The organism is Bradyrhizobium sp., assembly GCF_016213215.1.
Classification (GTDB): domain Bacteria; phylum Pseudomonadota; class Alphaproteobacteria; order Rhizobiales; family Xanthobacteraceae; genus Bradyrhizobium.
Genome location: NZ_JACRAW010000134.1, coordinates 44,357 through 70,086, shown reverse-complemented (window position 1 = coordinate 70,086; position 25,730 = coordinate 44,357). Strand labels below are relative to the sequence as shown.

23 protein-coding genes are annotated in these 25,730 nt (G+C 62.8%); 13 read left to right on the top strand and 10 right to left on the bottom strand.

The features are described 5' to 3' along the window. The coding region (locus HY852_RS22135) for an APC family permease (RefSeq protein WP_291607019.1) at window positions 1-1,022 on the bottom strand (1,022 nt) is incomplete at its 3' end. 301 nt (window positions 1,023-1,323) lie between these two features. On the opposite strand from HY852_RS22135, the gene HY852_RS22130 reads away from it, so the two are divergent. Further along, window positions 1,324-2,649, top strand: a complete 1,326-nt coding sequence (locus tag HY852_RS22130; protein WP_291607018.1) for an alpha/beta hydrolase — start codon at window positions 1,324-1,326, stop codon at window positions 2,647-2,649. A 44-nt stretch (window positions 2,650-2,693) separates the two neighbouring features. Here the strand turns inward: HY852_RS22130 and HY852_RS22125 are convergent, their stop codons facing one another. Together HY852_RS22125 and HY852_RS22120 are read right to left on the bottom strand one after the other, a co-directional pair. Then, on the bottom strand, window positions 2,694-3,071 hold the full coding sequence (locus HY852_RS22125) for a hypothetical protein (RefSeq protein WP_291607017.1): 378 nt from the start codon (window positions 3,069-3,071) through the stop codon (window positions 2,694-2,696). Window positions 3,072-3,183: 112 nt separating this feature from the next. Next, window positions 3,184-4,359 (bottom strand): MFS transporter, encoded by a 1,176-nt coding sequence (locus tag HY852_RS22120; RefSeq protein ID WP_291607016.1) that lies wholly within the window; start codon window positions 4,357-4,359, stop codon window positions 3,184-3,186. 522 nt (window positions 4,360-4,881) lie between these two features. Here HY852_RS22120 and thrS point away from each other — a divergent pair. The 3 genes from thrS to HY852_RS22100 all read left to right on the top strand — a co-directional run bounded on the left by thrS (window position 4,882) and on the right by HY852_RS22100 (window position 8,360). Further along, entirely contained in the window at window positions 4,882-6,927 is a 2,046-nt protein-coding gene (thrS, locus tag HY852_RS22115; protein ID WP_291607015.1) for a threonine--tRNA ligase, read from the top strand. A 36-nt stretch (window positions 6,928-6,963) separates the two neighbouring features. Next, on the top strand, window positions 6,964-7,527 hold the full coding sequence (locus HY852_RS22110) for a nitroreductase (protein WP_291607023.1): 564 nt from the start codon (window positions 6,964-6,966) through the stop codon (window positions 7,525-7,527). A gap of 269 nt (window positions 7,528-7,796) precedes the next feature. Continuing rightward, a complete protein-coding gene (locus tag HY852_RS22100; RefSeq protein WP_291607024.1) occupies window positions 7,797-8,360 on the top strand; it encodes a hypothetical protein in 564 nt (187 codons plus the stop codon). Window positions 8,361-8,479: 119 nt separating this feature from the next. On the opposite strand, the gene HY852_RS22095 is transcribed toward HY852_RS22100, so the two are convergent. Further along, a complete protein-coding gene (locus HY852_RS22095) occupies window positions 8,480-9,547 on the bottom strand; it encodes a LysR family transcriptional regulator (RefSeq protein WP_291607014.1) in 1,068 nt (355 codons plus the stop codon). 62 nt (window positions 9,548-9,609) lie between these two features. On the opposite strand from HY852_RS22095, the gene HY852_RS27985 reads away from it, so the two are divergent. The 3 genes from HY852_RS27985 to HY852_RS22080 are packed head-to-tail and all read left to right on the top strand — an operon-like array spanning window position 9,610 to window position 11,718. Further along, on the top strand, window positions 9,610-10,860 hold the full coding sequence (locus HY852_RS27985; RefSeq protein WP_367116398.1) for a GNAT family N-acetyltransferase: 1,251 nt from the start codon (window positions 9,610-9,612) through the stop codon (window positions 10,858-10,860). Next, window positions 10,857-11,465, top strand: coding sequence for an isochorismatase family protein (locus HY852_RS22085; protein WP_291607013.1), 609 nt, complete (start codon window positions 10,857-10,859; stop codon window positions 11,463-11,465). The genes HY852_RS27985 and HY852_RS22085 overlap by 4 nt, the downstream gene beginning before the upstream one ends. Then, window positions 11,452-11,718, top strand: a complete 267-nt coding sequence (locus tag HY852_RS22080) for a hypothetical protein (RefSeq protein WP_291607012.1) — start codon at window positions 11,452-11,454, stop codon at window positions 11,716-11,718. The genes HY852_RS22085 and HY852_RS22080 overlap by 14 nt, the downstream gene beginning before the upstream one ends. A 1-nt stretch (window position 11,719) precedes the next feature. Here the strand turns inward: HY852_RS22080 and HY852_RS22075 are convergent, their stop codons facing one another. Then, a complete protein-coding gene (locus HY852_RS22075; protein ID WP_291607011.1) occupies window positions 11,720-12,784 on the bottom strand; it encodes a hypothetical protein in 1,065 nt (354 codons plus the stop codon). A gap of 264 nt (window positions 12,785-13,048) precedes the next feature. Between HY852_RS22075 and HY852_RS22070 the strand changes: the two genes are divergently transcribed. Continuing rightward, window positions 13,049-14,071 (top strand): patatin-like phospholipase family protein, encoded by a 1,023-nt coding sequence (locus HY852_RS22070; RefSeq protein WP_291607021.1) that lies wholly within the window; start codon window positions 13,049-13,051, stop codon window positions 14,069-14,071. A 4-nt stretch (window positions 14,072-14,075) separates the two neighbouring features. On the opposite strand, the gene HY852_RS22065 is transcribed toward HY852_RS22070, so the two are convergent. Both HY852_RS22065 and HY852_RS22060 read right to left on the bottom strand, forming a co-directional pair. Beyond that, on the bottom strand, window positions 14,076-14,504 hold the full coding sequence (locus tag HY852_RS22065; RefSeq protein WP_291607010.1) for a CBS domain-containing protein: 429 nt from the start codon (window positions 14,502-14,504) through the stop codon (window positions 14,076-14,078). A 178-nt stretch (window positions 14,505-14,682) separates the two neighbouring features. After that, window positions 14,683-15,492 carry a rhomboid family intramembrane serine protease gene (locus tag HY852_RS22060; RefSeq protein WP_291607009.1) on the bottom strand — a complete coding sequence of 270 codons (810 nt, stop codon included), beginning with the start codon at window positions 15,490-15,492 and terminating at the stop codon, window positions 14,683-14,685. Window positions 15,493-15,976: 484 nt separating this feature from the next. Here HY852_RS22060 and HY852_RS22055 point away from each other — a divergent pair, with 484 nt between their 5' ends. Further along, on the top strand, window positions 15,977-16,531 hold the full coding sequence (locus HY852_RS22055) for a PAS domain-containing protein (protein WP_291607008.1): 555 nt from the start codon (window positions 15,977-15,979) through the stop codon (window positions 16,529-16,531). 1,336 nt (window positions 16,532-17,867) lie between these two features. Here HY852_RS22055 and HY852_RS22050 read toward each other — a convergent pair. Then, the gene (locus HY852_RS22050; protein WP_291607007.1) at window positions 17,868-19,178 is read right to left on the bottom strand and encodes an adenylate/guanylate cyclase domain-containing protein; all 1,311 of its coding nucleotides are present in this window, start codon (window positions 19,176-19,178) and stop codon (window positions 17,868-17,870) included. Window positions 19,179-19,484: 306 nt separating this feature from the next. Then, window positions 19,485-20,531, bottom strand: coding sequence for an adenylate/guanylate cyclase domain-containing protein (locus tag HY852_RS22045; RefSeq protein WP_291607006.1), 1,047 nt, complete (start codon window positions 20,529-20,531; stop codon window positions 19,485-19,487). 347 nt (window positions 20,532-20,878) lie between these two features. On the opposite strand from HY852_RS22045, the gene HY852_RS22040 reads away from it, so the two are divergent. Then, window positions 20,879-21,064 carry a hypothetical protein gene (locus tag HY852_RS22040; RefSeq protein WP_291607005.1) on the top strand — a complete coding sequence of 62 codons (186 nt, stop codon included), beginning with the start codon at window positions 20,879-20,881 and terminating at the stop codon, window positions 21,062-21,064. A gap of 104 nt (window positions 21,065-21,168) precedes the next feature. Next, complete coding sequence (locus HY852_RS22035) at window positions 21,169-21,828, top strand: phytochelatin synthase family protein (protein WP_291607004.1); 660 nt, start codon at window positions 21,169-21,171, stop codon at window positions 21,826-21,828. A 138-nt stretch (window positions 21,829-21,966) separates the two neighbouring features. Here HY852_RS22035 and HY852_RS22030 read toward each other — a convergent pair whose 3' ends face one another. Next, entirely contained in the window at window positions 21,967-22,875 is a 909-nt protein-coding gene (locus tag HY852_RS22030) for a LysR substrate-binding domain-containing protein (RefSeq protein ID WP_291607003.1), read from the bottom strand. Between the two features lie 107 nt (window positions 22,876-22,982). On the opposite strand from HY852_RS22030, the gene HY852_RS22025 reads away from it, so the two are divergent. Continuing rightward, window positions 22,983-24,359, top strand: coding sequence for an FAD-binding oxidoreductase (locus HY852_RS22025; RefSeq protein ID WP_291607002.1), 1,377 nt, complete (start codon window positions 22,983-22,985; stop codon window positions 24,357-24,359). Window positions 24,360-25,131: 772 nt separating this feature from the next. Beyond that, the gene (locus tag HY852_RS22020; RefSeq protein WP_291607001.1) at window positions 25,132-25,695 is read left to right on the top strand and encodes a DinB family protein; all 564 of its coding nucleotides are present in this window, start codon (window positions 25,132-25,134) and stop codon (window positions 25,693-25,695) included. Window positions 25,696-25,730 lie beyond the last annotated feature (35 nt).

Sequence of the window (25,730 nt, the reverse complement as noted above, 5' to 3'; positions counted from 1 at the left end):
ATCGCATAGGCCGGAGCGCCGCTGACCGATTTGCGCGCGAATACCTTCAGCGCCGAGATGTCCTCCCCCATGGTCATCATCACACGCGGGCCGATCCACATCATGGCGCTGATCGAGGAGATCAGCCCGATGCAGATCATCGCTCCAACGACGCGGCCGCCGATTTCGCCAAATATGGCAGTACCGGCGATGCTCGCGACGTCGAGCTGACCGGCGAGCTTGTCGATCGGGGTGGTGTACAGGAACACGGCGTTGAGCGCCACGTACAGCACCATCACGATCAGTGTCCCCGCCATCAGCGAACGCGGCAGGTTCTGCTGCGGCGTTTGCATTTCGCCGATGATGTAGGTCGCGGCATTCCACCCCGAGAAGGAATACATGACGAAGACGAGCCCGATGGCGAACGGCGCGCTGGCGATATGGCTGAGGTCGGCGGCATTGGGGGCGAACGAAACCGGTTGCGGCACGCCGCCGACGAAGCCGGCAATGAGGAACGCGACGATCAGAACGACCTTCAAGATCGTCGAGACCAGCTGAAACGTGCTGGATTGCCTGACGCCGGCCAGTTGCACGATCGACACCAGCCAGACAACGCCGATCGCGAGCGCCATCGGCGGCGCGCCCGGAAATACCGACTTGCCGTATTCACCGAAGGCCATGGCGGCGAGCGCGACCGGCGCCGCGAACCCGACGGTAGCGGAGACCCAGCCGGCGAGGAAGCCGAAGGCCGGATGGTAGGCGCGACTCAGAAAATTGTATTCCCCGCTTGAGCGGGGAAACATTGCGCCCAGTTCGCTGTAGGAGAACACGCCGCACAGGGCGACGATGCCCCCCACCGTCCACAACAGCAGGATCGAGAACCCAGAGGGGATGTCCTTGACCTGAAAGCCGAGGCTGGTGAACACGCCGACGCCGACCATGTCGGCGACGACGATCGCGGTCGCAACAAGGAGCGAGACCGTGGACCCGCTGCCAGGAAGCCGGCCAGGCCAAGCCGAGCTTCCCGTCTCTGATGCCGTCATTTGGGTCCGTACCTCAGGCGTGCGCCGTTCGCGCATGGTGCAGATTCAACAGCATCCATTCAAGCAAGGTTAACACGGAGCAAATGAGGCAGATCAAAATCGGTATCAGCATACCTTCTCCCGCCAGCTCCCGGCTGCCTCTCGCGCCCAAAGGGTGATAGCCTCCCATAATGGCGACACGATTTGATGCTCTTGTTGAGTGTTCCGGATTTGGGGAGTTGTTCCGGACACTTAACGTTACCTAAACACCAGCACGCTTAATTGTCTGCAATTTGCTGCTGGACTTGGGACATTGGGGTGAATGGTCGGGGTCGATCCGAAATTCCAGACGCGTGCCTGTAATGACCGAGCGGGGCCGCAGGACGCGCCTCCTGTTGGGCGCATCAGGCGTGTTGCCCGGTGGCTTGGCATCGTCTCGATCTTCGTGCCGCTCTCCTTCGTTTTGGTTCAATGCGGTCAGGCGCCGACCCCGTCGATGCTGGCCGCGAACTCCCAGGTCGACGCCAAGACAAACTCGAGAGTTGCGAGCGGCGACACCTTCGAGGATCGCTTCCCGGCGCCGCAGTTCAGGGACCGCTACCCGAGCGCGAGCGAGCACCTGCTGCAGCGGCAGATGGCGGACTTCACGCCCAAGCGCGCCGTGCGGACCGAACCAGCGCCGTACAAGGTCGCCTCGCTGGAGCCGCAAGTCCCCTATAGGCGGCCCGCAGCCCGCGAAGACCTGACCGCGCTGGTCAGCATGAAGTCCTCCGCCTTCCCCTATTACGGCAACAACCCTGCCTCCGACGCGCCGTTCCTCAACATTTCCAAGGGCGATCGTCGCGGCCATCGCAGCTATTCCGGCCGCATCTACTGGCAGGACGAGACCTACAATGACAACCGGGTGCTGGTGCACGTGCCCGAGCATTTCGACGCGCGCAAGCCGGGCGTAATCGTCGTGTTCTTCCACGGCAACGGCGCGACACTGGAGCGCGACGTGCGCGACCGGCAGCTGGTGCCGCAGCAGATTTCGGACTCGGGAGCGAACGCGGTGCTGCTGGCGCCGCAGATGGCGGTCGCTGCCGCCGATTCCAGCGCCGGCAAGTTCTGGCAACCGGGTGGCTTCAAGCGTTTCATGGCCGAATCCGCCGAGCATCTCGCCCGTCTGTATGGCGATCCCGGCACGGCCAGGACGTTCGCCACCATGCCGGTCGTCATCGTCGGCTATAGCGGCGGTTTCCTGCCGACGGCCTGGAGTCTCGAGGTCGGCGGCATCAGCGATCGCGTGCGCGGCGTGGTCCTCTTGGACGCGGTCTATGGCGAACTCGACAAGTTCGCCTCATGGATCGAGAGCCACCGGAACAGTTTCTTGGTCAGCTCCTACACCCACTACACCGCGCGGCGCACGCGGGAACTGATGAGCCTGCTGAAGGAGAAAGGTGTCCCGGTCTCGGAGGAGATGGACGGACCATTGCGCCCCGGCAGCGCGGTTTTCGTCGAAACGGGCGAAGGCATCACCCATCGCGACTACGTCACCGTCGCGTGGACCCGGAATCCGGTCAAGGACGTGCTGGTCAAAATGGCCGCAACGCCCACCATGGCGCTGACAAGGGTTGCGGCGCGCACCCCGTCATCGACGAGCCGCTAGCCATCTCGCCATAGATTGCACGACATACCGCGGTCGCGAAGCGATCAGTTCTTCGGCAGCTTGGGGATGCTCTCGGCAAAGCCGTTGAAGCAGGCGAGCCGCTCGTCTTCTTCCTTGAAGAAGCGGCAGTCGGCAACGCCTTTGGCCTTCGGCGCCTTCGGCTTCGGCTGTGGCGCGATCACCGCATCGTAGCAATTGAGCCGGTCCTTGGTGCCGTCGTCGATTTCGAGACAGGCCTGCAACCTCACCGCGGTCGACTGTGGTTTGCCCTTTGGCGCCGCCGCTTCCGTCTTGCCTGTCGCGGCGGCCGCGCGCGGCTTGATCTGGACCAGCGGCTTGTCCCCCACCATGGGTGGCTTGTCGGTTTGAGCGAGAGCGGCGGCCGAATAAAGCACTGCGACAAGCGCCAATATCATTCTCATCTCAGTTTACTCTCGTTGATTGCCGAAAGCACCGATCGCTTCCCGAAAGGCGTTTCTAGCGCCGTCCCGATCGGTTTGCCAAGCTCCCGCCAGCGTTAAACACGGTAAAGGCCTATGCGGCCGGCGCAACCGCAACGGCCCGCGGCCTGGTCAGGAAAACCGTGGTCAGCGCCAGGACCAGGAAGGCAACCGCCACGAAACCGATGGCATGCAGCAGCCCGCGCGCAAACAGTGCTCCGCCGACCGCCGAGCCCACGGCCTGGCCGATGTAGAGCACGGACGTGTTGAGTGAGACGGTCACCGGCGCCAGCACTGGGGCCGCCGCGACCAGCCGCACCTGCTGCATCGAATTGGTGGCGGCAAATCCCGCCCCCCAAACTGCAACCGAGACGACCATCAAGGCGTAGCTGCCGGCGCTGAGCGCCCATCCGGCAATTCCGGCGAGCACCAGGCTCGTGAACAACACCGAGGTCCTGTAGGCGCCCCAGCTGTCAACGATGCGGGTTGCGACCACAATTCCAATGAAGCCGAACACGCCGTAGAGCGCGAACACCAGGCCGATCGCGTCGGGGCTCGCGTCCGTCAGCTTCTTCAGGAGCGGACCCATGAAGGTGAACACCGCGAACTGGCCGGACATCTGCAGAACCGTGACTGCCAGTAGCAGCACCACCATGCGATTGCGGCCGACCTCGCCCCAGGTCTTCAGCTCGACGGGCGTGCCCTCAAGCCTGGCCGGCAGCCGCCAGGCCAGGAGCACGAAGCTGATGCAGGCGATTACGCCGATCTCGCCATAAGCGGCGCGCCAGCCGTAGCGGCTGGCGATAAAGGTGATCATCGGCAGGCCGACCGCAGCCGCAACCGACCAGCCCAGGAAGACATAGGCGATGGTGCTGCCGCGCTTTTCCGCCCGCACGATCAACGCCGCAGTGCCTGCGGCCTGCGGAGTATACAGCGCGCCTACCGCCAGCATCACGAGGCGGATGACGAGCAAGCTGGTGTAATCGGGCGCAAGCGCCGACGCGATATTGGTAAGGGCGAGTAATGCGAGCGTTGCCGCAAGCAGGGTGCGGCGTTCGATCCGGCTGGTCAGCCAGGCCGCCAGGGGCGAGCCGACGCACAGCATGACAGCACCAAAAGTGATCAGAAGACTTGCGGTGCGGATGCTGACGTCCAATCCCGCCGACAGTTCAGGCAGCATCCCCGCCGGCGCCAACACCGAGCAACCCGTGACGACGTTTCCAAGCATCAGGGCGGTGGGGGCGAAGCGGTTGGCGGGAGCACTTTCCATGCAAATGCATGTAGGCCACATCGGCACAGGAAGAAAGACCCTGTGACTCTATTCTCCGATCTCCTCGCGCGAGCCGACGCTCATCGTTCTTGCCGGTGACAGGTGGCCAGCAGACTGTCCAGCGCGAGCGGCAGCCCGTCGTTCGAGATTCTGCCGGTGCGGGAACGTCCGACGCCACCTGGTTCCGGCGTTGACTCGGTGAAATCGAAGTGGGGCGCATCCGCGAGTGATCGCACGGGGCTTTCCTGAACTGCGCGCCCCAGAACTCAACCCCCTGCAACTTCGAAGGAACCAATGCAAGAAACTGCGTAAGGAGGTGCGCAACTTCAGGGTACCCGTTTTGCGCCGGCGCGAGCGGCAGCGCCACTGTCGTCATTTGGCCGGTATGATCTGCCTGATTCCGGAGCAGAGATTCGCGGAAGATTCCCCGGTTGCAGGATTGCAGAGGCCGAATCGCCTGATATACCGCTTCTTCCCCGCTTACCTGCGCTCGTTCGCAGGAGTGAGCTTACGGAGACCTTCATGACCGACCACAAGTCCGAATCCGGATTTCAGTACAGCATCACCAATTTGAAACCCGCCACTCAGCCGCTGAAGATCACCCTCACCTTCCCTGACGGCGCCCAGCGCGAATTTCCCAGGGACACGACCGGCCTCGAGATCGCCAAGGGCATCTCGCCCTCGCTCGCCAAGCGAACGGTGGCCATGGCACTCGATGGCGCGCTTGTCGATCTCAACGATCCGATCACGGAGGATGCGAGGATCGAGCTGATCTCCCGCGAGGATCCGCGCACGCTCGAACTGATCCGGCACGACTGCGCACACGTGCTCGCCGAAGCCGTGCAGACGCTGTGGCCGGGCACCCAGGTCACGATTGGTCCGGTGATCGAGAACGGATTCTACTACGACTTCTTCCGCAACGAGCCGTTCACGCCGGAAGATTTCGACGCGATCGAAAAGAAGATGCGCGAGATCATCGCCCGCGACAGACCGTTCACCAAAGAGGTTTGGGACCGCGAAAAGACCAAGCAGGTGTTCCGCGACAAGGGCGAGGCCTTCAAGGTCGAACTGGTCGACGCCATTCCCGGCGACGAGCCGATCAAGATCTACTTCCAGGGCGACTGGTTCGATCTGTGCCGCGGCCCACACATGACCTCGACCGGCAAGATCGGCGGCGCCTTCAAGCTGATGAAGGTGGCGGGCGCCTACTGGCGCGGCGATTCCAACAACCCTATGCTGACGCGCATCTACGGCACCGCCTTCGCCAAGCAGGAAGAGCTGGATACTTACCTCAAGCAGATCGAGGAGGCCGAGAAGCGCGACCATCGCCGGCTCGGCCGCGAGCTCGACCTCTTCCACTTCCAGGAAGAAGGCCCTGGCGTCGTGTTCTGGCACCCCAAGGGCTGGACCATCTTCCAGCAGTTGATCTCCTATATGCGCCGGCGCCTGTCCAGCGACTACAGCGAGGTCAATGCGCCGCAGATCCTCGACAAGGCGTTGTGGGAGACCTCCGGTCACTGGGACTGGTATCGCGAGAACATGTTCGCCGCGCAATCCGCCGGCGACGAGGCGGAGGACAAGCGCTGGTTCGCGCTGAAGCCGATGAACTGTCCGGGTCACGTGCAGATCTTCAAGCATGGCCTGAAGAGCTACCGCGAGCTGCCGTTGCGGCTTGCGGAATTCGGCGTCGTGCATCGCTATGAGCCGTCGGGAGCGATGCACGGCCTGATGCGGGTGCGCGGCTTCACGCAGGACGACGCCCATATCTTCTGCACCGAGAGCCAGCTTGCCGACGAGTGCCTGAAGATCAACGAATTGATCTTGTCGACCTACGCCGATTTCGGCTTCACCGGCGACCTCACCGTCAAGCTCTCCACCCGGCCGGATAAGCGCGTCGGCACCGACGAGATGTGGGACCACGCCGAGCGCGTGATGGCGACGGTGCTGCAGGAAATCCAGTCGCAGGGCAGCAATATCAAGACCGCGATCAATCCGGGCGAAGGCGCCTTCTACGGCCCCAAGTTCGAATATGTGCTGCGCGATGCCATCGGCCGCGACTGGCAGTGCGGCACTACCCAGGTCGACTTCAACCTGCCGGAGCGGTTCGGGGCGTTCTACATCGACCAGGACGGCTCGAAGAAGGCGCCGGTCATGGTGCACCGGGCGATCTGCGGCTCGATGGAGCGCTTCATCGGCATCCTGATCGAGCACTACGCCGGGAATTTTCCGCTGTGGCTCGCGCCGATGCAGGCGGTGGTCGCGACCATCACCTCTGAAGGCGACGAATACGCCAAGAGGGTCGCGGCCGCCGCACGTCAGGCCGGCCTGCGGGTCGAACTCGACCTGCGCAACGAGAAAATCAACTACAAGGTCAGGGAGCACTCGTTGGCCAAGATCCCCGCCCTGCTCGTGGTTGGCAAGAAAGAGGCAGAGACGCACTCGGTCTCCGTCCGCCGCCTCGGCAGCGATGGGCAGAAGGTGATGCCGACGACGGAAGCGCTGGCCGCGCTGGTCGATGAGGCGACCCCGCCGGATGTGAAGCGGGCGCGGGCGGCAGCGGGCGCCTGAAGCTGCCCGCCCGCGGATCTCTGGATGGAGAAGCCCTTGCCCGACGCCCTCGAACTTCTGAAAACCCGCCGCTCGGTGAAGCCGCGCGACATGACCGGGCCTGGTCCCTCGCCGGCCGAACTCGAGACCATCCTGACCATCGGCGCGCGAGTGCCGGACCACGGCAGGCTCGTGCCCTGGCGTTTCATCGTGTTCGAGGGTGATGCGCGCGAGCGCGCCGGCGAAGTGATCGCGCAGGTTTTTGCAGAGAAGCATCCCCAGGCCACCGCCGCCGAGGTCGACGTCGAAAGGCGGCGGCTCACCGACGCACCGCTCGTGATCGGAGTGGTCAGCTTCACCAAGCCGCACCCGAAAGTGCCGGCCTTGGAGCAGGAGCTGTCCGCGGGCGCAAGCGCCATGAACATGGTCAACGCGGCAACCGCACTCGGCTATGGCGCCGCCTGGCTGACCGGCTGGTTCGCGTTCGACCGCGACGTACTGACGGGGCTTGGATTGAAGGCGGACGAAAAGCTCGCCGGCCTCATCTACATTGGCAAGGCGACCAAACCGACCGAGGATCGTCCGCGGCCGCTTCTGTCGGAAATCGTCACGCGCTTCTGACGCCGCGATCCGGAGCATGATCCGGAAAAGTGGGCGCCGGTTTTCGAAAGACCGTGCTCAATCAGTAATCCAAAGCGCGATCGCGATTAGATCTAATCCCATCGCGCTTAGGCGCGCCTTCTAAAGCGGCTGAACTGGAACGACTGGGACGAACTCCACGGCGTCCCGCGAGACTCCGTTCTCACCTCGACCAGTTCAAACGACGGGCCGAGCGCTTCGGCCAAATGCTCGCAATCGTACCGTTGCACCGGCAGGGAACGATGAGCCGAATGTTGAAAAGCGATCGACTGACCAACCACGGAACTTGCTTCAGCGGGCGCAGGTTGAATTCTGCTCCGTCGGATACCACCACCACACCTGGAACGGCCGCTACTGCTTGCAAGTTCTCACTTGAGCAGGACGAAAAGGATAATCGAGTTGTGATTCCGACGCAGCTTGCTTCGATTTTTTTGCGCCAGCCGCTCCGACGGATGGTGTTCCTCGTTTGGGTCCTCGGCCTTCTTGCCACGCCCGGCGCGCTGGCCCAGGACGCGGGCGTGAGCGGCGTTCCACCAGGGCCCGCGAACGCAGGGGGGCTCAACGGTTCGGTGAACGATCCCAGCGGCATCGGCAACGCGGCAAAGACGCCTGCGATCAAGCCGCCAAATATCTCCCCGGTGATGCCGCCCAGTATCAGTACCCCGCCCGCTCCCACCCGACCCTATGCAGCGCGAGGCGCCTCAAGAGGCGGGCGAATACCCCTCTCCAAGCTCAGCCCCAAAGCCGCCCAAGCCGTGATGAAGGAACGCGAGCGAATGCTCGACAAGCTGCACAGCATCTGCCGCGGCTGCTGATTGATCCGCCTGCCTGGCAAAACTGCCGAACGTGAGATCTTCATTACGGCCGAGCCCCGCCGGCACGTTGACGAGTGGGTCACATCCCTAGCGCCGCGGCCCGGTTCAGGTCCGCAGCTTCAGGTTCCGCTCGTATTATTGGTTTTGTCCCAACTGATGCCTTCGAACAGGTTGACCAGCGGCGGCCCGTGATACTGGGCCGGCAGGTCCCGCGGGTGGACGAACTCGTCCTTGAACCACGGAAAAACCTTCGGGTCGAAGTTCTCGATGATCCAGTCGATGAGCCGCCGCACGCGCGGAACACGGGCGGCATCGGGGTGATAGGTCAGCCAGACATCGAATGGAAAGACCGCGCCGATGTCCAGCGGCACCATCTTCGGTCCCATGACGTGGATGTAGGTCGGCGACCATCCAATGCCGGCACCTTTGATGATCGCCCAAAGCAGCGCGGTGCTGTTGTTGGTGCTGAACTTCACGAGCTCGCTCAGCTCCATGTCGGGAAAAAGGCCCGACACCAGCTCCTCGGTCCTGGTCTGCTCGGCGAACTGAAGCGCGAGCCGATGCTTGCGCAAATCGGCAACGCTCTTCGGCGTCCCGTAGATCGAAAGATAGGAAGGAGCCGCAGCGAGCATGGAATGGATGCGGCCAAGCCGAACACCCTTCATGTCGGGGTTGTTCGGGCGCGTAAGCTGAACGGCCATATCCGCCTCCAGCCGGAGCACGTCGGCGTTGCGCATCGCGCACATCAGGTCGATGGTCAGTTGTGGATAGGCGCGCTGGAAATCGACCAGGCGCGGACCGAGCCAAAACGTGCCGAAGGCCTCGGTGATCCCGATGCGCACCTTGCCGCTCATCGCCGGAACCTGGCGGTTGCGGGTTCTTACCAGCCCGAATGCGGCATCTTCCATACGCTTGGCCGCAAGCAGAATTTCCTCGCCTTCAGCGGTCGGGCGAACTCCATCGACGTGCCTCGTCACCAACACCGTTCCAAGCGCGCGTTCGAGATCGTCGATTTTCCGCCGCAGCGCGTTGGCTGACAGTCCCATCCGCTCCGCTGCGGACCGGATGCTCCCACACCGGGCGAGTTCCAGGAAAGCACGAATAGCCTCCCAATCGGGTCCGCCGACCGCGACTCCCAGCTTGGCGTGTTCCTTTTCCGGACCACCCCGGTTCGGAATTGTAGGCATACGGGCTTCCCCCTGCGGGCTAATGTTCCAGAGACGAGGAGCTTTGGCAACCGGAGCGAGCGATGACAATTCACGATCGCAATACGACCCGAGCGGCACAAGCACTAGTGTCAGGCTATCCGAGTCCGGCCAAATACGGTCTTGACGGGCCCGGTGCGATGAACCTTGCCCAGCGGCTGGTCGTGTTCAATGCCACTTTCCAGGACCTCGAAGAGCTGATCCCGCGCGCACGTCGCGTCATGGGCGGCGGCGCCACCAATGAGGTCGTGCACCGGGTCGCCCGGCACAACCCGGACAGCCTCTGGGGTATCGCAAGACGGGAGCGGTACGCCGCCGGCGAGACCGCCGCCGAGGGCTATCTCGCCTTCCTGATGCTGAACGAGGAAGGCGCTGACCGCCTGATGAGCGGACAATTCGACGGGACAAATCCACCTTTTGAATACCTTACCCGCCAGCACCAGAAGCCCGCCGCTATTTACGTCTGGGGCGCCTATGCACCGGGCCTGATCGCCGGCGGCGTGCCCCTTGCGTTCGAGAAGACCTGGACCCGCCTCTATCGCGATGCACCGCTCCTGGCGCGGGCCGTGACCATCGAGGGCGCCCGGCTGATCGAAGGCCTGGGCTTCAAGCGCGGCGCACGCTTCAGGGGCAAGGAGGCGCCGCATCTGCACATGTATCCGCGCGGGGCTTCCGTCGGAGAGAGCCGGCCCATCTACGACGATTTTACAGGTGCGGACGACGACACAGTTTCGATCACGCTCGTGCGTTCCATCGAAGACTTCATGCGTGTGGTGTCGGTCCGCAGCGCCACCTTCGTCGCGGAGCAGGACTGTCCCTACGAGGAAGAGTTCGACGGCAACGATTTCTGCGCGAGCCACCTCATCGGATATGTCGGCAAGGAGCCGGTGGGGTGCCTCAGGGTCCGCTACTTCGCCGATTTCGCCAAGCTCGAACGGCTGGCTGTGCGCCACGAGTTTCGCAGCCGGCAGCTCGGTACCAGGTTGATGCGCGCCGGCGTCGAGCTGTGCCGAATGAAGGGCTACCGCAGCGTCTACGGCCGCGCGCAGAAGGACCTCCTGCAATATTACGTCAACATGGGGTGGCGGCCCCTCGAAGGCAGGCCCGAGTTCTTCTTCTCTGATCACGCCTACATCGAAATCGTGATCGATCCGGAGCCGGACGCGCAGGCGATCGCTCTGGGCATGGACCCCTACGTCCTCATGCGCCCTGAAGGCAAATGGGACCAGCCGGGTATCCTGGACCGCTCGGCAAGCCGCGGCGCGAGCGCCAAGGGCGGAGCGTGCAAACGATGAAAAATGTCATCAATTTGCGAGCTTATGCGAATATCCCGCTCATTCCCACGCTGGTCCTTCTCGATCTGCAGCAGGAATACATCGCGTCGCCGAGATTGTTTTCGATCCCGAAACTCGATCCCGCGCTCGAGAACTGCAGGGCGATCCTCGCCCACGCCCGTCGGATCGGTATTCCGGTCGCTTTCCTGCGCATGGTGGGCAGTTCCCCGTTTTTCAATCCTGTCCTGTCCTACTCGCACTGGATCCCCGGCTTCGAGCCCCTCACATCGGAGATGGTATTCGAGCGAAGCAAGCCGTCGTGCTACGCGAATCCCGAGTTTTCGAATGCGATGGCGGCCTGCGGCGGTCACTTCGTCCTGGCCGGTTTCTCGGGCGAAGGTGCATGCCTTGCGACCGCGCTGGAGGCGTTTCACCGCGGGCACAGGGTAACCTTCTTGTCGGACGCGTCAGCGAGCCGCGGCCTTGCCGGCCTCGAGGCAACGAGAGTTCACGAAACTGTGGTCCAACTCATCGGTCTTTATGCCGATGTCACGACGTCGCGCGACTGGATCGACAGCCAAAGTTCACTACGCGCTTTTGCAGGACAATTCGATGGGAATTACTGACAAGCACGCTGTCGAGTCGCTGATCCGGGCAATCCAGGATCAGATCGGAGCGGCAAACGATCTTGGGCTCGACTTCGCGGTCCGCCTGCTGCGCATGGCGCTGATCGAGGTGAGGTTGAATGCCCACCAGATCTCGCAGGCGGAGGTCGAGGAGCTGTGCAGCCGTATCGAGAGCAATGCGCGCGCCGCCAGCAAGCAGCCCGAAGCTGAAGTGATCAGCCTCGCCGAGGTTGCCCTAAAGCGGCGATTCTAGATTAGCGCGCCACCACCTCTACCTCGCCGTCGACGCCGTTGACGACGTTGAAAGAGCGCTCGTGGACCTTGCCTTCGTTCTTGGCGATGGCGCGGTACTCGCCTTCGGACAGCACGACGCGCGGGAAGGCACCGATTGATTCCTTGATGACGTCGCCGCCCGGCGTGATCACCGACCAGGCGGTGTTGGCGAGCGCCTCGCCGCCCTTTTCGCTGACCAGCTTCAGCGTGATGACGGCGGCGCGGTGGGTAATGGTGACGTCGGTCAGTTTGCCCGCCTGCACCCGGATATCCGAGCGCACCACCGAATTGGCGTCGCCGTAATTGGAGTTGATGTAGTAGGTGCCTTCCGGCAGCAGCACGACGTCGCCCGCGGCGACGTTCGGCACCAGCGCGGCCCGCTCGCCCGCCTCGAACTGGCTGCCCTTGTAGATTGTGAACGATATCTGGTTCTGCGGGATCTTGCTGGTGCCGACGCGGCCCTCGATGCGCAGGCCGCCGGCCGGCAGCACGAATGATTCGCGGTCTGTCTCGGACTTCAGGCTGACTGCACGGACTGCGCTGACCAGTCCGAACGCGACGTGGACCACATAGTTGCCGGGCGACAGCACGATGTTCGGCGTGGCGGTGCGATCCTCGCGGATCATTTTGAAGGTGCCGGTCTCATCCGGCCGGTCGGCGAAGACCCGCCAGACCAGGCCGCTGGTGATCGGTGGCAGATCCTTGCCATAGCGCGCGGACAAGGAGAGCACAGCCTGCCCCGGCGCGGCGGCGCCGATCGGGGCTGGCGGCGGCACGGTTGCGACGGAAGGCGGGGCGAGCGTAGGCGCTGGCTGGGTCAGTGTCGGCGGCAGGCTCGGGCCGGCGGCCGGGCCCGACGGCGGGGCGAGACTGACGGCGGCGCCGGGATCCGGCACGGCAGCCGGCGGCACTGGCGGCGGACGATCGGAGAAGAACTGAGCCTTTGAGGCGCGATCACCGCCAAGGAAAACGAGCGCGGCAAGAATTACCGTTGGCAGCACGCTACTGCGCCGGAATCGAACGATGCCGTCACCCCCGAATTTCATCGTTCTGCTTTTCACCGAAAACGCGGCAAATTCAAGCCGTCGGAACCCGATCAATCCCGGTAGGAACCCTGGGAACCCGCCCGGGTTAGTCTTGATCCAGTTCTCAGCCGACCGCCTTACTCCTGCCCTGCCGCGCCCACAAAGCCGTACGAACAATGCTTCTTCGTTAATACTGGCGAAGTAGAACAGCGGTTTCTGGTCCGGTCGGTTAAATGGCTGGCCGGCCGAGCGCGGGATGATCGTGGGAGATCCTCGGTGCTGGATATGTGGAAAGGTTGGGGTCAGAGCAGCCCCAACGGTGAGAAGGTCGGCCTCGGCAGCATCAGACGGCCGGTCATCGGGCTGGCGCTCGGCGGCGGCGCGGCGCGCGGCTTCGCCCATATCGGCATTCTCAAGACCCTGATCGCACACGGCATTGTTCCCAACGTCGTGGTCGGCACCTCGATTGGTGCCGTGGTCGGCGGCGCCTATGCCGCCGGACATCTCGATACGCTGGAGGAGTGGGCGCGCAGCCTGCAGGTGCGCAACATCCTCGGCTATCTCGACATCCGCCTCAACGGTTCGGGCCTGATCGGTGGCGAGAAGCTCGCGACGCGCCTGGAAACCTCGATCGGTCCGGCGCAGATCGAGGACCTGCCGCTGAAATTCGCCGCTGTTGCCACCGAGGTGCGCACCGGCCACGAAATCTGGCTGACGCGCGGCCGCATGGTCGACGCCATCCGGGCCTCCTACGCCCTGCCCGGCATCTTCTCGCCTGTCATGGTCGGCGACCGCTGGCTGGTCGACGGCGCAATGGTGAACCCGGTGCCGGTCTCCGCGGCGCGGGCGCTCGGGGCGGAAATCGTCATCGCCGCCAATGTTTCCAGCGATATCTTCGCCCACAGCACGACCATCTATTCGCATGGCTCGGCGGCCGAACCGGGGGCCCCGCTCGTCGAGACGGCGCCGAGCAAACGCCGCTTCGGCAGGTTCTTCTCTCCCGAGCGCACCATGAAGCGCGAGTTTTTCGGTGGCCCCGGACGGCCGGGCATCTCCTCAGTGATGGTCGACGCCTTCAACATCATGCAGGACCGTATCACGCGGGCGCGCCTTGCGGGCGACCCGCCGGACCTTCTGATCACCCCGCGCGTCGGCGAGATCGGCTGGTTCGACTTCCATCGCGCCGACGATCTGATCGCGTTCGGCGCCCGCGCTGCCGAACGCGCCATCGATTCGATCCAGGAAGTCATTCACGTGCTGGCGCCCCCGCCAACCGGCGTGGCGCCGGACAAGGCAACGGAGACCTGACCCGTCAGGCGGTCTTGATGTAGTCGCGCAGGGCTTCCTGCTCGCGCTCGTACTCCTCAACGCGCGACTTGACCACATCGCCGATCGAGATCAGCCCGACCACCTTGCCGTTCTCGACCACCGGCACATGGCGGAACTTGCCCGTCGTCATCATTTCCATGATCTCGGCGACCGTATCATTCTCGCGGCAGTTCACGACCTTGCGCGTCATGGCGTTGCTGACCGGCTCCTCCAGCACCGACGCGCCCCGCTCACCAAGCACGCGCACGATGTCGCGCTCCGACAGGATGCCGTCGACGCGGGTCTGGTTCATCACCAGCACCGCCCCGATCTTGCGTTCGCACAGCAGCTTGATCACGGCGGAGAGCTGTGCCTCGGGTTCCACGCTCACGACGTGATGACCTTTGGTGTCGAGGATTGAACGCACCGTCATTGTAGCCTCCCTGAATCCGCCCGGGCTGCGTGGGCCCGGCTTGTTCGCGAGTCTTCAATCAACAGTTCCGGCGCCGATGACCGTTCAGGCGCTCTCGAAGCTCCGCCTCTTGCGGTTTACGGCTTCACGACATTTACGAAGATGATGAATGAAATCGCCTTCTCTCGCAAGTCGACGGTTAGACGCGGTGCGACATGTCCTGAGATGACGCATCCGCAGCAACGATTGCTCGGCGCGGCACCGGGTCGAACAGCGAAAACAACAACAGGCCGGCGAAGAAGCCGCCGATATGCGCCTGCCACGCTACCGTGGCACCTTCGGTACCGATCGAAATCGACCCAAGTCCGAAGATAATGTTGACCGCGAACCAAACGGCGAGGAAACCGACCACCCGGCCGTCGCGCAGCGCGCGCGAAAGAGGCAGCGCCGGTACCTTGGCTGCCGATTCGGCATCGCTGCGGCTGAACGACAGGAAGCTGCCGTGCACGAAGGCAAAGCGGATCGCCGCCGCCATGGTGCCGGCCACCGACGCCGACGCGCCGATCATCGGCGCCACCGCGTGCTCGTGAGTGAGGAAATGGGCGAGCGCGCCGGCCGCCGCGGTCACCGCCATGAACAGGAAGAACCTCGACGCGCCGAAACGCCGCGCCAGCGCGCTGCCGAAAGGCAACAGCCAGAGCACGTTGAAGCCGATATGGGCGAGATTGGCGTGCAGGAGCGAATAGGTGAAGAAGGTCCAGACCTTGGCGCCCGTCCCGCCGGGGAAGCTGATGTTCAGCAGCGTGCTGTCGTAGCGCTTGGGGATGAAACCGAAGACATCGATGGTCCAGTTCTCCAGTTCCGGCGGCAGCAGCACCCGAAGGTGAATGACCGCGATGAGGGCTACGTAAGCCGTCAGCGCCGGCGGCAAGGTGAGGACCGGCTCGCGCGGCGGATCCGGGAGCAATTCGGCCGGCCCATGCGGCGGAGATTGTGGCGGAGCATCCAAGGGATCGATGGCCTTCGGCCCGGTTGAGCGTGGATTCCAGATAGGCGTCTTTTCCCGCGCTGTGCAAGTGCACAAATGCAGACCAGTCGCAATGTGATCCGGCCGCTTACGCCTAAAAGGGAAAAGGGAGAGCTCTGGGAAGCTCTCCCTTTCATGCTTGCCGATCTTTCCGCGCCCCAAGGGACGGGAACATCCCCACCCCTCCCCGCGCGCCGACCAGACTGTTTGACGCCCGTGTTCGTGAGCCGCCGGAGACTGGAAGGAACCGGCAAACTGCAACGGTCGGAACCTTACCAGCCGCGCGTCCCGCGCCAAGGACATCGTTAATTTAACGTTAACGACGCAAAGACGCCGCGGATCGGGCCAAACGGCGCCTGCGGCATGGACGCTGCAAAGCCTCTCCTGCACAACTCCACAGGGATTGCGGTGCGCAGAAGCAGGACAGTCTTGTCCCGCCACGTGTGCCGCGGGGCAAGTTCTAGTCATGAAGCATCCTTCGACCCGCGAATTCTTCGCATATTGGGACAAGAAGCGCGGCACTGCGCGCGCGCCCGACCGCTCTGACTTCGACCCAGGCGCCGTGCGCGAGCTGCTCGGCGACATTTTCGTTCTCGCCTACGAGGCCGCGGGCGGCTTCACGTTCCGCGTCGCCGGCACGCGCGTCTGCGCGCTGACCGGCTGCGACCTCAAGGACAAGAGCTTCAGGGCCCTCTTCTCGGAGGAAAGCCGGTCCGAGATCGACGAGATCGCGACCGTCGTCGCCGAGGAGACGCTCGGCGCCGTCGCCGGCATAACGGCGAAGCGGCCGGACAATTCCCCGGCACAGCTGGAATTGCTGCTGCTTCCCTTCAACGCGCGCGCACACAGCCCGCAAAGCATCACCGGCCTGCTCGCTCCTTTCGACAGCGAGCAAGGCCAGCTCGCCGCCTTCAGGCTCACTTCGTGGCGCTACCTGCACCGGCCCGAAAGGCTCGTGCCGCGGGCCATCCGCAAGCTGCAGATCGCGCGCGGCTTCATGGTTTACGAGGGGCTGAGGTAGTCCGGTTTGCGGCCGATGATGCTGCGCCAACGCATCATTCCGGGTTGGCACCGGCGTAGCGAAGCAATTCCAGACCATCACAGCCGAAGCACTCTGGATAACGCCTTGGCTCGTTGAGCTTCGGCGGACAAGTCGCTCGCAGTGACGCGTCCGACGACAACCCCATTCGACTCTCAAACACCAGACGTGATCTTGCATTCTCGCGGCTCAATGCCCAGCACCGTCATTGCGAGGAGCGTAAGCGACGAAGCAATCCAGACTGTCGATGCGGTGGCAGCCTGGATTGCTTCGCTTCGCTCGCAACGACGAGTCCGACGACAAGCCCATTCGACTCCCACACACCAGACGCGACTTCAACACCAGACACGACTTCGCATTCTCGCCCCGCAATGCTCAACGCCGTCATTGCGAGGAGCGTAAGCGACGAAGCAAACCAGACTGTCGTCGCAGTGGCAGGTCTGGATTGCTTCGCTGAGCCTGTTATCGGGCCGCGCTTCGCGCGGACCCGTTGGCTCGCAATGACGCCTGTGACTGCGTTCGATCCAATTCTCAAACACCAGACGCGCTTTCGTATTCCCGCGGCGCAATGCGTCCGAGTTGTGGGTAATCTCCTCGCCCTCTTCAACGCAGCTTCAACGCAGAGGGCGCAGGGAAGACCGGGTGCCGGCTAGCACCCGCGGTCTCGTGTGCAATTGCGCAAAGCAGCACACGAGCATACAGGTGTAGCCGAGACAACCCGGCCTTCCCTGCGCAGTGGTTTGACGGCTTACTTCGTGATCTCCCCGGCGACGAATTCCTTTTTGTCACCGTCATCCGGCGGATTGGCGGCTCCGCGCACCCGGTTGGGGCAACCAGAACCTCCGCCGGACTTGACTGCAGCAACGGCAGCCAGGACCACACGACTTGGCCGTACGCAGCGCCCGCTCATCGCCACAGGGTTCGAGGTCGCGTGCACGCGAGGCCCCGAAATGTTGGCGAGACGAACTTCCAGCGCCGTTCGTCCGCGCGCCGCCTGATCGCTCACGGGAAACCCGCCCTGCGACCACCTTGCGCGCCGACGCTGCCGCGTCCACCGCATTCCACCCCACGCTCGTGACGATCGCGACCCGCCCCTCCGACGGAATGGAACGGGCGGAGTATAAGCACGATCTACGTTTCGGATAAAGCGAATTATCTTTGTCGCTGAGGATTGACAGGTTTTGTACCGATTTGCCTGTCGGGCAATTGTGTGGAGCACTTTGCTTGTTCGGCTTTGCGCCGGAAGAGGACGCGCGGATCCGCTGTTATGCGATGCTTGTTTCGAGGAACGCTGTTTGTTGAAACTCGCTCTGCGCCACTAGCGCTCGACTGCGAACACTCTTACGCCCTCTTTAAGCCCTTTCAGGGCATGACGACCTTCGTCGCGAAAATGAATGTTTGATCCTGCGACGAGATCGCGGACTGTATTCGACACCAGAACCTGCCCGGGCTGTGCCAGCGTCGCGACACGGGATGCAATATGGACCGCGATACCACTCAGATCGTGATCGGCCATTTCGACCTCGCCCGTGTGAAGGCCGGCCCTCACCTGCAGCCCAAGAGCTTCGATGCCTTCATTTATCGCAAGGGCGCACCGGATCGATCGAGCCGGCCCATCGAAAGTTGCCAAGAAGCCATCTCCCAGAGTCCTCACCTCATGACCCCGATGTCGGAGAAGTTCCCGCCGCACGATCGCATTGTGGCGATCAAGCAGATCATGCCATGCGCGATCTCCGATTGTCTCGGCGCGCTTCGTTGAGTTCACAATGTCGGTAAACAGAACTGTGGCGAGCACGCGATCAGCTTCGACCGCCGACCGCGATCCCGTAAGGAATTCCTCGACTTCGTTCAATACCCGCTCGGTATCGCCCGTCCACAACAGGTGATCGCTGCCTGGAAGTTCGACGTACTTGGCGTTCGGGATTTGCTTGGCCATGAAGCGGCCGGCTTCAACGTTGACCCGGGTGTCCCCTTCTCGATGAATGATGAGCGTCGGTACCCGGATCGACGAAAGGATCGGACGAACATCAATCTGGCTGTTCATTCGCATAAGTGCGACGACTGCCGAAGGACTCGCACCAAGCCGTTCGAAACGTGCCCAGGACTGCTTGAACGTCTCATCTGAAGCCACACTTGGGGCGAACAAGCCCAGGCTCTCGCCAGTCCCCCACGCCTTTTCCATGCGATCGAGGGCCGCTTCGATCTTGTCAGGCGGCAAGACCCAAGAGCGGAAGTGTCCATAGGTGCCATATAGGACCAAGGCTCGCGTACGCTCCGGATACGTGGCAGCGAACAAGATCGACATCGCGCCACCTTCAGAGATGCCGAACAGCGCAGCCTGTTGTGAGCCGACCGCATCCATGACGGCGCGAACGTCGTCCATGCGGTCCTCCAGAGTTGGCACACCTGCCGCTCTGTCGGATAGCCCAGTACCTCGCTTGTCGAACATGATCAGCCGGCAGAAGCCGGCCAGGCGTGCCCATACCCGCGCACGGTAGGGCTCCTCCCAAGCGACGTCGAGATTCGAAATGAAACCAGGAACGAACACGAGGTCGAAGGGCCCTTCACCAACCACCTGATAGGCGATGCGAACATCACCGCTCTTGGCGTATTGGGTTTTCGGAACCATTGCACATCACTCCAAAGCGGCGTGATCCACTTCGTCGATCTTACTCGAACGTCCCCTGATAGTATAAATCCTAACGGTCTGCCCGGATACGAGGAACTCGGAAAAAGCCGTGCAGCTCGGCCAACCCTTCACAGAAGCGCAAGTAAGGCCGCCAAGCCTGCCACGCGGATTGTTCGCTACATTCCGTCCAGAACAACTGGACTTCCGTTTGCTGTTTCCTGGTAGTCGGGCGACTTATGCCAACCTGTGGGTTAAAAAGCGCCGCTTTGCCCAGCGCCAATGATTTCCGGTTAACCCCGGACGCGGTTATTGTCCGTCGGCAGACGGCCTGGCTTCGTCGACTGCTTGCAGGCTTTGGCGTTCGACGGCGAAGATTTCTACCGAAGCCGCGCGCCCACGCAATCGGGTTAGCCCAAGGGCCTCAACGCAAACGCCACTCCCGGCTGGGATCTGCCTCAGGAGATCGGCAGAAACCAGCAATGTCCGACCGGCTTCCTTGCAATGTTCTTGAATGCGCGCCGTGACGTTCATGCTGTCGCCAAAGAACGCTATTTGCCGGCGCGAATCTCCGCATTCGCTGATCACGATCGGGCCCGCATGCATGGCAGCGCGGAAATGTGGCACGACGCCAAATTCACGCCGATACCCGTTGGCTTTCCCGGCGATCTTGTCCTGGATGGCGAGAAAGCAGTCGATGCAACGCGCGGGCGACGTCCACCCGGAGAGGGGCCAGCTTACGATCACCTCATCTCCTACATAGGCATGAACTTCCCCGCCATAGGCAAGGATCGGCTCGTCGATATCGAAGAAGAAGCTGGTCAGCAGGTCGTGCATCCGAAGCTCGCCCATCGTCTCGGCCAGAGACGTCGAACCGGATAGATCGAGAAACATCAGCACCCGTTGCTCTCGCTTCGGCCTTCGATATCGCCCGAGCACGACGTTGAGCAACACCCGGCCGCCAACGAGCTGCGTCAGCTCGAATATCGCACCTGTTGCAATGGACATGGCAAATGCGATGCCGAATATCCGCGGGAATTTGGCAACGAGCCATCCTGCTTCCAGGCGGTTGTAATAGAGTGCGACTTGCAGAGCGAGAACCACCGTTGCGATGACGAGCGCCATGCTCATGGACCGAATGGCGAGCTCAAGCCACAGTGGCGATCTTCTGATCCATCCGCTACCGCGAGAAGTGAAGTAAAGATGAACAGCCCAGCCTGACAGGGCTGTCAGCATTCCATGAACGCCGCTTCGGAGATAGTTTCCGAGCGTAGATTCGGCCGGATCATCCGCGAAATAGCGGTACGTGAAGCCCGCGAACGTGCCAACCAGAGCAATGACGATTGAAGGTGTCACGAGACGCCGCACGTCTCCTCCAAATTGAGCCAGACCAGGTATCCTTCTCCGCAATCCCCCGATAACAGGGCAGTCAGACGATGCCTTTCTGCGGCGCGCGTGTTGACGGCGGCCACATCAACGTCGAACCCGCGATGATCTTCAATCAACTCGCTGTCGAGTTCGCCCCGCGCTTGGAGACGTAATCGCGTTGGCGAAAACTAGCACAGTTCAGGAACGTGGTCGTAAGGTCTCGTATAGGTCCTTAACCGTCGGCCAGGTCCGAAAGGGTCATTCGACTAAACCGCTCGGCAGCAAGCGGATGATCATCCGCGTGGAACAGGGCAGCCGCAAAGGATCGCTACGTAATGCCCTCGCCGCATTTGCTCAATCTGCTGCGCGCCTGGTCGAAAGCGGCGCGGCCTCGGGGCTGGCTGTTCCCGGGCGGCGATCCGGCCAAGCCGATGACCACGCGCCGGCTCAATCTCGCCGGCCACGCTGCCGCGCAGCAGGCGAAACCCTTCACAACATCGGCCCTCAGTAAGTTCGGCTGAACCGACGTTCGGCATGAATTTCTTCGCAATGTGTCACAAGACGATGTAACCTTTGCAGCCTGCGTTTGGCTCGTTGTCGTGAAACTGCCGCAAGGTTCAGGCGCATGAAGCGCCTACAGTACGTTAGTATCGTTGTTGTTGTCGCTGCGGGCCTGCTTGGCGCCGGGGCTCTGGTGGTCCGCCAGTCCCACGTGCCGCCACAAGCCATCGCGTCTTCAGTGACACGCACACCGGAGCTTATGGAGCGCGCGTGGCGCCTGCCAGTGGCAGCCGCATTCCAAAGGCAAGTCAGCTGGCAGTCGAATGGGTCGCGTTGCGGGCCCGCCGCCGTTGCCAATGCGTATCGGTCCCTCGGGGAGGCGGCAAGCACGGAGGACAAGGTGTTGGCTGGCACGGGTCGGTGCTGGACAGGCGTATGCATCCTGGGCCTCACACTTGATGAGTTGGCGGAGGTCGCCAGAACCAATACGAGCCGGAAAGTTACGGTCCTGCGCGATCTCAGTGAACACCAGTTTCGGGAGCATCTGCGTCGCTCCAACGATCCGGGCCGACGCTACATCGTGAATTTCAGTCGCGAGCAAATATTTGGCGCTGGCGTCGGACATCATTCGCCGATCGGCGGCTATCTCGAAGCCGAGGATCTGGTGTTCGTCCTCGACGTCAATCCGGACTATCGGCCATGGCTGGTCGAGCGGGCGCGTCTGTTCACCGCCGTAAATACGCTTGACGGCGACACGAAGCGCGGGCTGTTGCTGATAGAGTAACATCGTCGCAAACGCCGATCATCGCTTGCCTCTCTTCGACGTCCGGCCTCAAGCGGTGAGACCTGCACGTCAATTCCGGCGGCCCAACTGCAGGCTCATGTGGGAACTCATCTCGCGAATTCGCCGCCGACAGCGATCCTAAGCAGCGGACCTCAACCATTCCGAGAAGGCTCGGATGGCCCTCTCGCGGGGATGATCGGGCCTGCGGATCACATAGAACCGATAGCCCGGCAAGCTGAGCTTGAACGCTTTCACAAGCGTACCAGCGGCGAGTTCGTGTGCCACCAGCACGTCACTGAAAATCCCGACTCCCTGCCCGCCGATCACCGCCTCGATGGCATGCAGTTCCTCCCGGAAGCTCAAGTGCTGCATGTCCTTGAATTCGGGCACGTCGCGCCACCTGCGCTGAGCCGCGGCGAGCCATTTCTGCCATGTGGGCGGCTCACGGTCGGCCGGCGACCAATAGGAGTGGATCAGAACGTGCTTTGCGAGATCGGCTGGTCTCTTCAGGCGTCCCGTTGAAAGCAAACGCGGATTGCAGACGGGCCAGAATGTATCGCTCAAGAGGCCTTCGGTGATGCCGTCCGGCGGCGCTGCCCGGCTGGTCGCATAGCGAATGGCGACATCACAGTCCCCGGCCTGCAGATCGAGCACGCTGTCCGTGCCGATCACTTCCAGCGGCAGGTTGGGATGCAGCTTCCGCCACGCGGGCAGGCGGGGCACGAGCCATCGGCTGGCAAATGCATTCGTCGTCGTGACGCGAAGAGGCTGTTGGTCGCCATCCCGCTTGACGGCCGCGATGGCGGTGGCAAACACTTCGAGCCCGCCGCGAATGGCGGGGAACAGCCGCGCTCCGGCATCGGTCAGCGTCAAGGGCCGCGGTCTGCGGCGGAACAGGGCGCGGCCGCAATAGCGCTCGAGCAATCGGATCTGGTGGCTGATCGCAGTGGGGGTCACGCCCAGCTCAAGCGCCGCCTTCTTGAAGCTCATATGGCGGGCGGCGGCGTCGAACGCGCGGAGCTCTACCAGGGGCGGCAGCTTGTGCATGCCGGCAGTTTAGATGAAATCAGTTCACCTTTGGCTGAATTCTTCGCGTTTGCTCCGGGGCCGGATTCGATGATGATACGGGGTCCGAATTCGAGGAGAGCAACGCCATGTTGTCGATCCCATCCGTGACAAACGCTGCGGCCGAGCTTGCCGCCACCTTCCGAGGCCAACTCCTGAAACCCGCGGACGTGGGCTACGAAGACGCGAGGAAGGTCCACAACGGGCTGGTCGACAAGCGCCCCGCACTGATCGCCAGATGCCGCGGCGTGGCCGACGTGGTGGATGCCCTCGATCTCACCCGCAGGCTCGGCCTCGAGGTTGCAGTTCGTGGCGGCGGTCACAACGTGGCGGGACGCGCGACGATCAATGGCGGAGTGATGGTCGATCTCTCGCCGATGAAGGGCATCCGCGTCGATCCGGAGAGCAGAACAGTGTGGGCGCAGGGCGGCGTCACCTGGGGCGAGCTCAATCGCGAGACGCAACTGCACGGCCTCGGGGTCACCGGGGGCGTGGTTTCCAGTACGGGCATTGCAGGGCTCACACTTGGTGGTGGAGTCGGCTGGCTGATGGGCAAATACGGCCTGGCGCTCGACAATCTGCGGGCGGTCGAGCTCGTCACCGCTGGCGGCAAGGTCTTGCGGGCGAGCAAGCACCAGGATCCGGAGCTTTTCTGGGCCCTTCGCGGCGGCGGCGGAAACTTCGGGGTCGCCACCAGCCTCGAGTACGAGCTCCACCCGGTTGGGCCGACCGTTATGGGCGGCCCAATCGTCCACCCGATCGAACGCTCCCGTGACGTGCTTGAGTTCTACCGGGACAGCACGCGATCGCTACCTGACGAGCACATGCTGTTCGCATCCCTGACACATGCGCCCGACGGGTCCGGCAGGGAGGTGGCCGCGCTGGTCACCTGTCATTGCGGTCCCCTGGCCGATGCCGAAAAGGCCATGCGGCCGCTGAAACAGTTCGGGGGTCCCGCCCTGGATGCAGTCGGGCCGATGCCCTACTGCCAGCTCAACAGCATGCTAGATGCCAACTACCCGAAAGGCGCCCTCAACTACTGGAAGTCCAACTTCCTCACCGAGCTGAGCGACGCTGCCATCGACACGATGATTAGCTGCTTCGCGCGGTGCCCGACGCCAATGGGCCAGCTGCTTCTCGAGCATTTTCACGGCGCGGTCGCCCGGATCGACGTTGGCGAGGCGGCCTTCCCGCACCGGAGAGAAGGGTACAACTTCCTCGTGCTCGCGCAGTGGATGCAGCCGGCAGACACCAGCGCATGCATCGCCTGGGCTCGCGAAACGTACGACAGGATGCGGCCCTTCTTCGCCCCTGGTCGTTATGTCAACTACCTGGACGACGACGAGACGGGCGAACCGGTTGCTGCTGCATACGGGCCAAATTACCGGCGGCTTCAGCAGATCAAGGCCAAGTACGATCCGAAGAACTTCTTCCGCATGAACCAGAATATCCGGCCGCTGGCCTGACGCCCCTTCTGGATCAGTCGAGTGAAGGTGCGCGCACCGGACGCGCGCTGAAGGATGCTGCGAGGATGAAATGACGCGAGCCCGGCTAGCCAAGACACGGTTCGCGCATCTATGTGAGGCTGTCCTTCGCCTGCGGGGCGCCGACATTGACTGCTCGAGCAGGAGCAGCATCCAACATGATCAAGGGCGGCGGTTCACGCAAGAGCCTGATCGAATGCTCGATCGCCTCAAGGGAACGGGCCAACAGCTCCGCGGTGGCATCGTTCCCGCGCACAAGGCGATCCAGGAATTCGGCGGGATAGGAATCGAGCAATCGGTGATGTGCGTCAGTCATTTCACAACCTTACCCTCAAACCTTACCTCCATAGTGCCGCGGCGCGCACTTACGCAGGTGAATCGAACGCGACAATTTCCGACGGTTTGACTCCCCGTCCGACCGTCAGCAATGATTCTTTCTGTCGTCGGTCCTTGGACCCGCCGCGCAAGGGAGCTTTGTTCGCCCCTCGGCCATCCGAGGGCCGTTTTCCAAGCGACACGCCCCGGCCTTTTTCGGCCGAGTCATTCACATTTGATAAAGACGGAACCACCGGCCCCGGAACAGATTTTGTCACTTGCTGCGGCCCCAAGTCCGTCAGCAAGGAAGAAGACTGCGGCTCCGGTTTGCCGCTCAAGCCGGAGCCGCCCTGTTTGTCCACTCCAGGGAAACACGACTGCGTCGGCTTCTTGCGCGGATGGGGCGTTGTCAACAGCACCTTCGATGCGAGGAGCAAAGATGCCTGCCGGTCTCGTTCAGACTTACCGTGCTTTCGCCTGCAACAATGCCTGGGCCAACCATCGACTGCTCACGGCATGCGAAAGCCTGTGCCAGGCGGATTTTGAAGCCGAGCGGACCGGCTTCTTCCCGAGCCTGCAGCTAACGTTGAACCACATCTACGTCATCGACCTGTTCTACGTCGACGCGCTCGAAGGCGGATGGCTCGGTCCGAAAGCCTGGGAGAACGAGGTGCCGTGTCGATCCGTTAAGGAACTGAAACCTGCTCAAGCCGCGGTCGACAGGCGCCTGATCGCTGTGTGCGATGCGCTGACGCCCGATCTGCTCAACGACACCGTGCGGGTCAACCGCGATACGCTGGTGCAGACCGAACGGCGCGACCGCCTCCTGATGCATCTGTTCCAGCACCAGATTCACCACCGCGGACAGGCCCACGCGATGCTGTCCGGAACGACGGTCGCCCCGCCCCAACTCGACGAATTCTTCGCAGCCGCGGAAGCTCCGCTCAGGGCCGCCGAGTTCGCCGCTCTTGGCTGGACCGAAGAAACTGTGTGGGGACGATGACTCTGGAGCGAAGCGCTAGCCGAGCGCACGAGCTT

What these genes read in the sequence shown, in the direction of transcription:
- HY852_RS22055 (WP_291607008.1), top strand. Translation starts at nt 15,977, where the DNA reads ATGAAGCATCCTTCGACCCGCGAATTCTTCGCATATTGGGACAAGAAG.
- HY852_RS22070 (WP_291607021.1), top strand. Translation starts at nt 13,049, where the DNA reads ATGTGGAAAGGTTGGGGTCAGAGCAGCCCCAACGGTGAGAAGGTCGGC.
- HY852_RS22080 (WP_291607012.1), top strand. Translation starts at nt 11,452, where the DNA reads ATGGGAATTACTGACAAGCACGCTGTCGAGTCGCTGATCCGGGCAATC.
- HY852_RS22120 (WP_291607016.1), bottom strand. Translation starts at nt 4,359, where the DNA reads ATGGAAAGTGCTCCCGCCAACCGCTTCGCCCCCACCGCCCTGATGCTT.
- HY852_RS22040 (WP_291607005.1), top strand. Translation starts at nt 20,879, where the DNA reads ATGCCCTCGCCGCATTTGCTCAATCTGCTGCGCGCCTGGTCGAAAGCG.
- HY852_RS22100 (WP_291607024.1), top strand. Translation starts at nt 7,797, where the DNA reads ATGTTGAAAAGCGATCGACTGACCAACCACGGAACTTGCTTCAGCGGG.
- HY852_RS22130 (WP_291607018.1), top strand. Translation starts at nt 1,324, where the DNA reads ATGGTCGGGGTCGATCCGAAATTCCAGACGCGTGCCTGTAATGACCGA.
- HY852_RS22020 (WP_291607001.1), top strand. Translation starts at nt 25,132, where the DNA reads ATGCCTGCCGGTCTCGTTCAGACTTACCGTGCTTTCGCCTGCAACAAT.
- HY852_RS22030 (WP_291607003.1), bottom strand. Translation starts at nt 22,875, where the DNA reads ATGCACAAGCTGCCGCCCCTGGTAGAGCTCCGCGCGTTCGACGCCGCC.
- HY852_RS27985 (WP_367116398.1), top strand. Translation starts at nt 9,610, where the DNA reads ATGACAATTCACGATCGCAATACGACCCGAGCGGCACAAGCACTAGTG.
- thrS (WP_291607015.1), top strand. Translation starts at nt 4,882, where the DNA reads ATGACCGACCACAAGTCCGAATCCGGATTTCAGTACAGCATCACCAAT.
- HY852_RS22025 (WP_291607002.1), top strand. Translation starts at nt 22,983, where the DNA reads ATGTTGTCGATCCCATCCGTGACAAACGCTGCGGCCGAGCTTGCCGCC.
- HY852_RS22085 (WP_291607013.1), top strand. Translation starts at nt 10,857, where the DNA reads ATGAAAAATGTCATCAATTTGCGAGCTTATGCGAATATCCCGCTCATT.
- HY852_RS22065 (WP_291607010.1), bottom strand. Translation starts at nt 14,504, where the DNA reads ATGACGGTGCGTTCAATCCTCGACACCAAAGGTCATCACGTCGTGAGC.
- HY852_RS22095 (WP_291607014.1), bottom strand. Translation starts at nt 9,547, where the DNA reads ATGCCTACAATTCCGAACCGGGGTGGTCCGGAAAAGGAACACGCCAAG.
- HY852_RS22125 (WP_291607017.1), bottom strand. Translation starts at nt 3,071, where the DNA reads ATGAGAATGATATTGGCGCTTGTCGCAGTGCTTTATTCGGCCGCCGCT.
- HY852_RS22050 (WP_291607007.1), bottom strand. Translation starts at nt 19,178, where the DNA reads ATGGTTCCGAAAACCCAATACGCCAAGAGCGGTGATGTTCGCATCGCC.
- HY852_RS22075 (WP_291607011.1), bottom strand. Translation starts at nt 12,784, where the DNA reads ATGAAATTCGGGGGTGACGGCATCGTTCGATTCCGGCGCAGTAGCGTG.
- HY852_RS22035 (WP_291607004.1), top strand. Translation starts at nt 21,169, where the DNA reads ATGAAGCGCCTACAGTACGTTAGTATCGTTGTTGTTGTCGCTGCGGGC.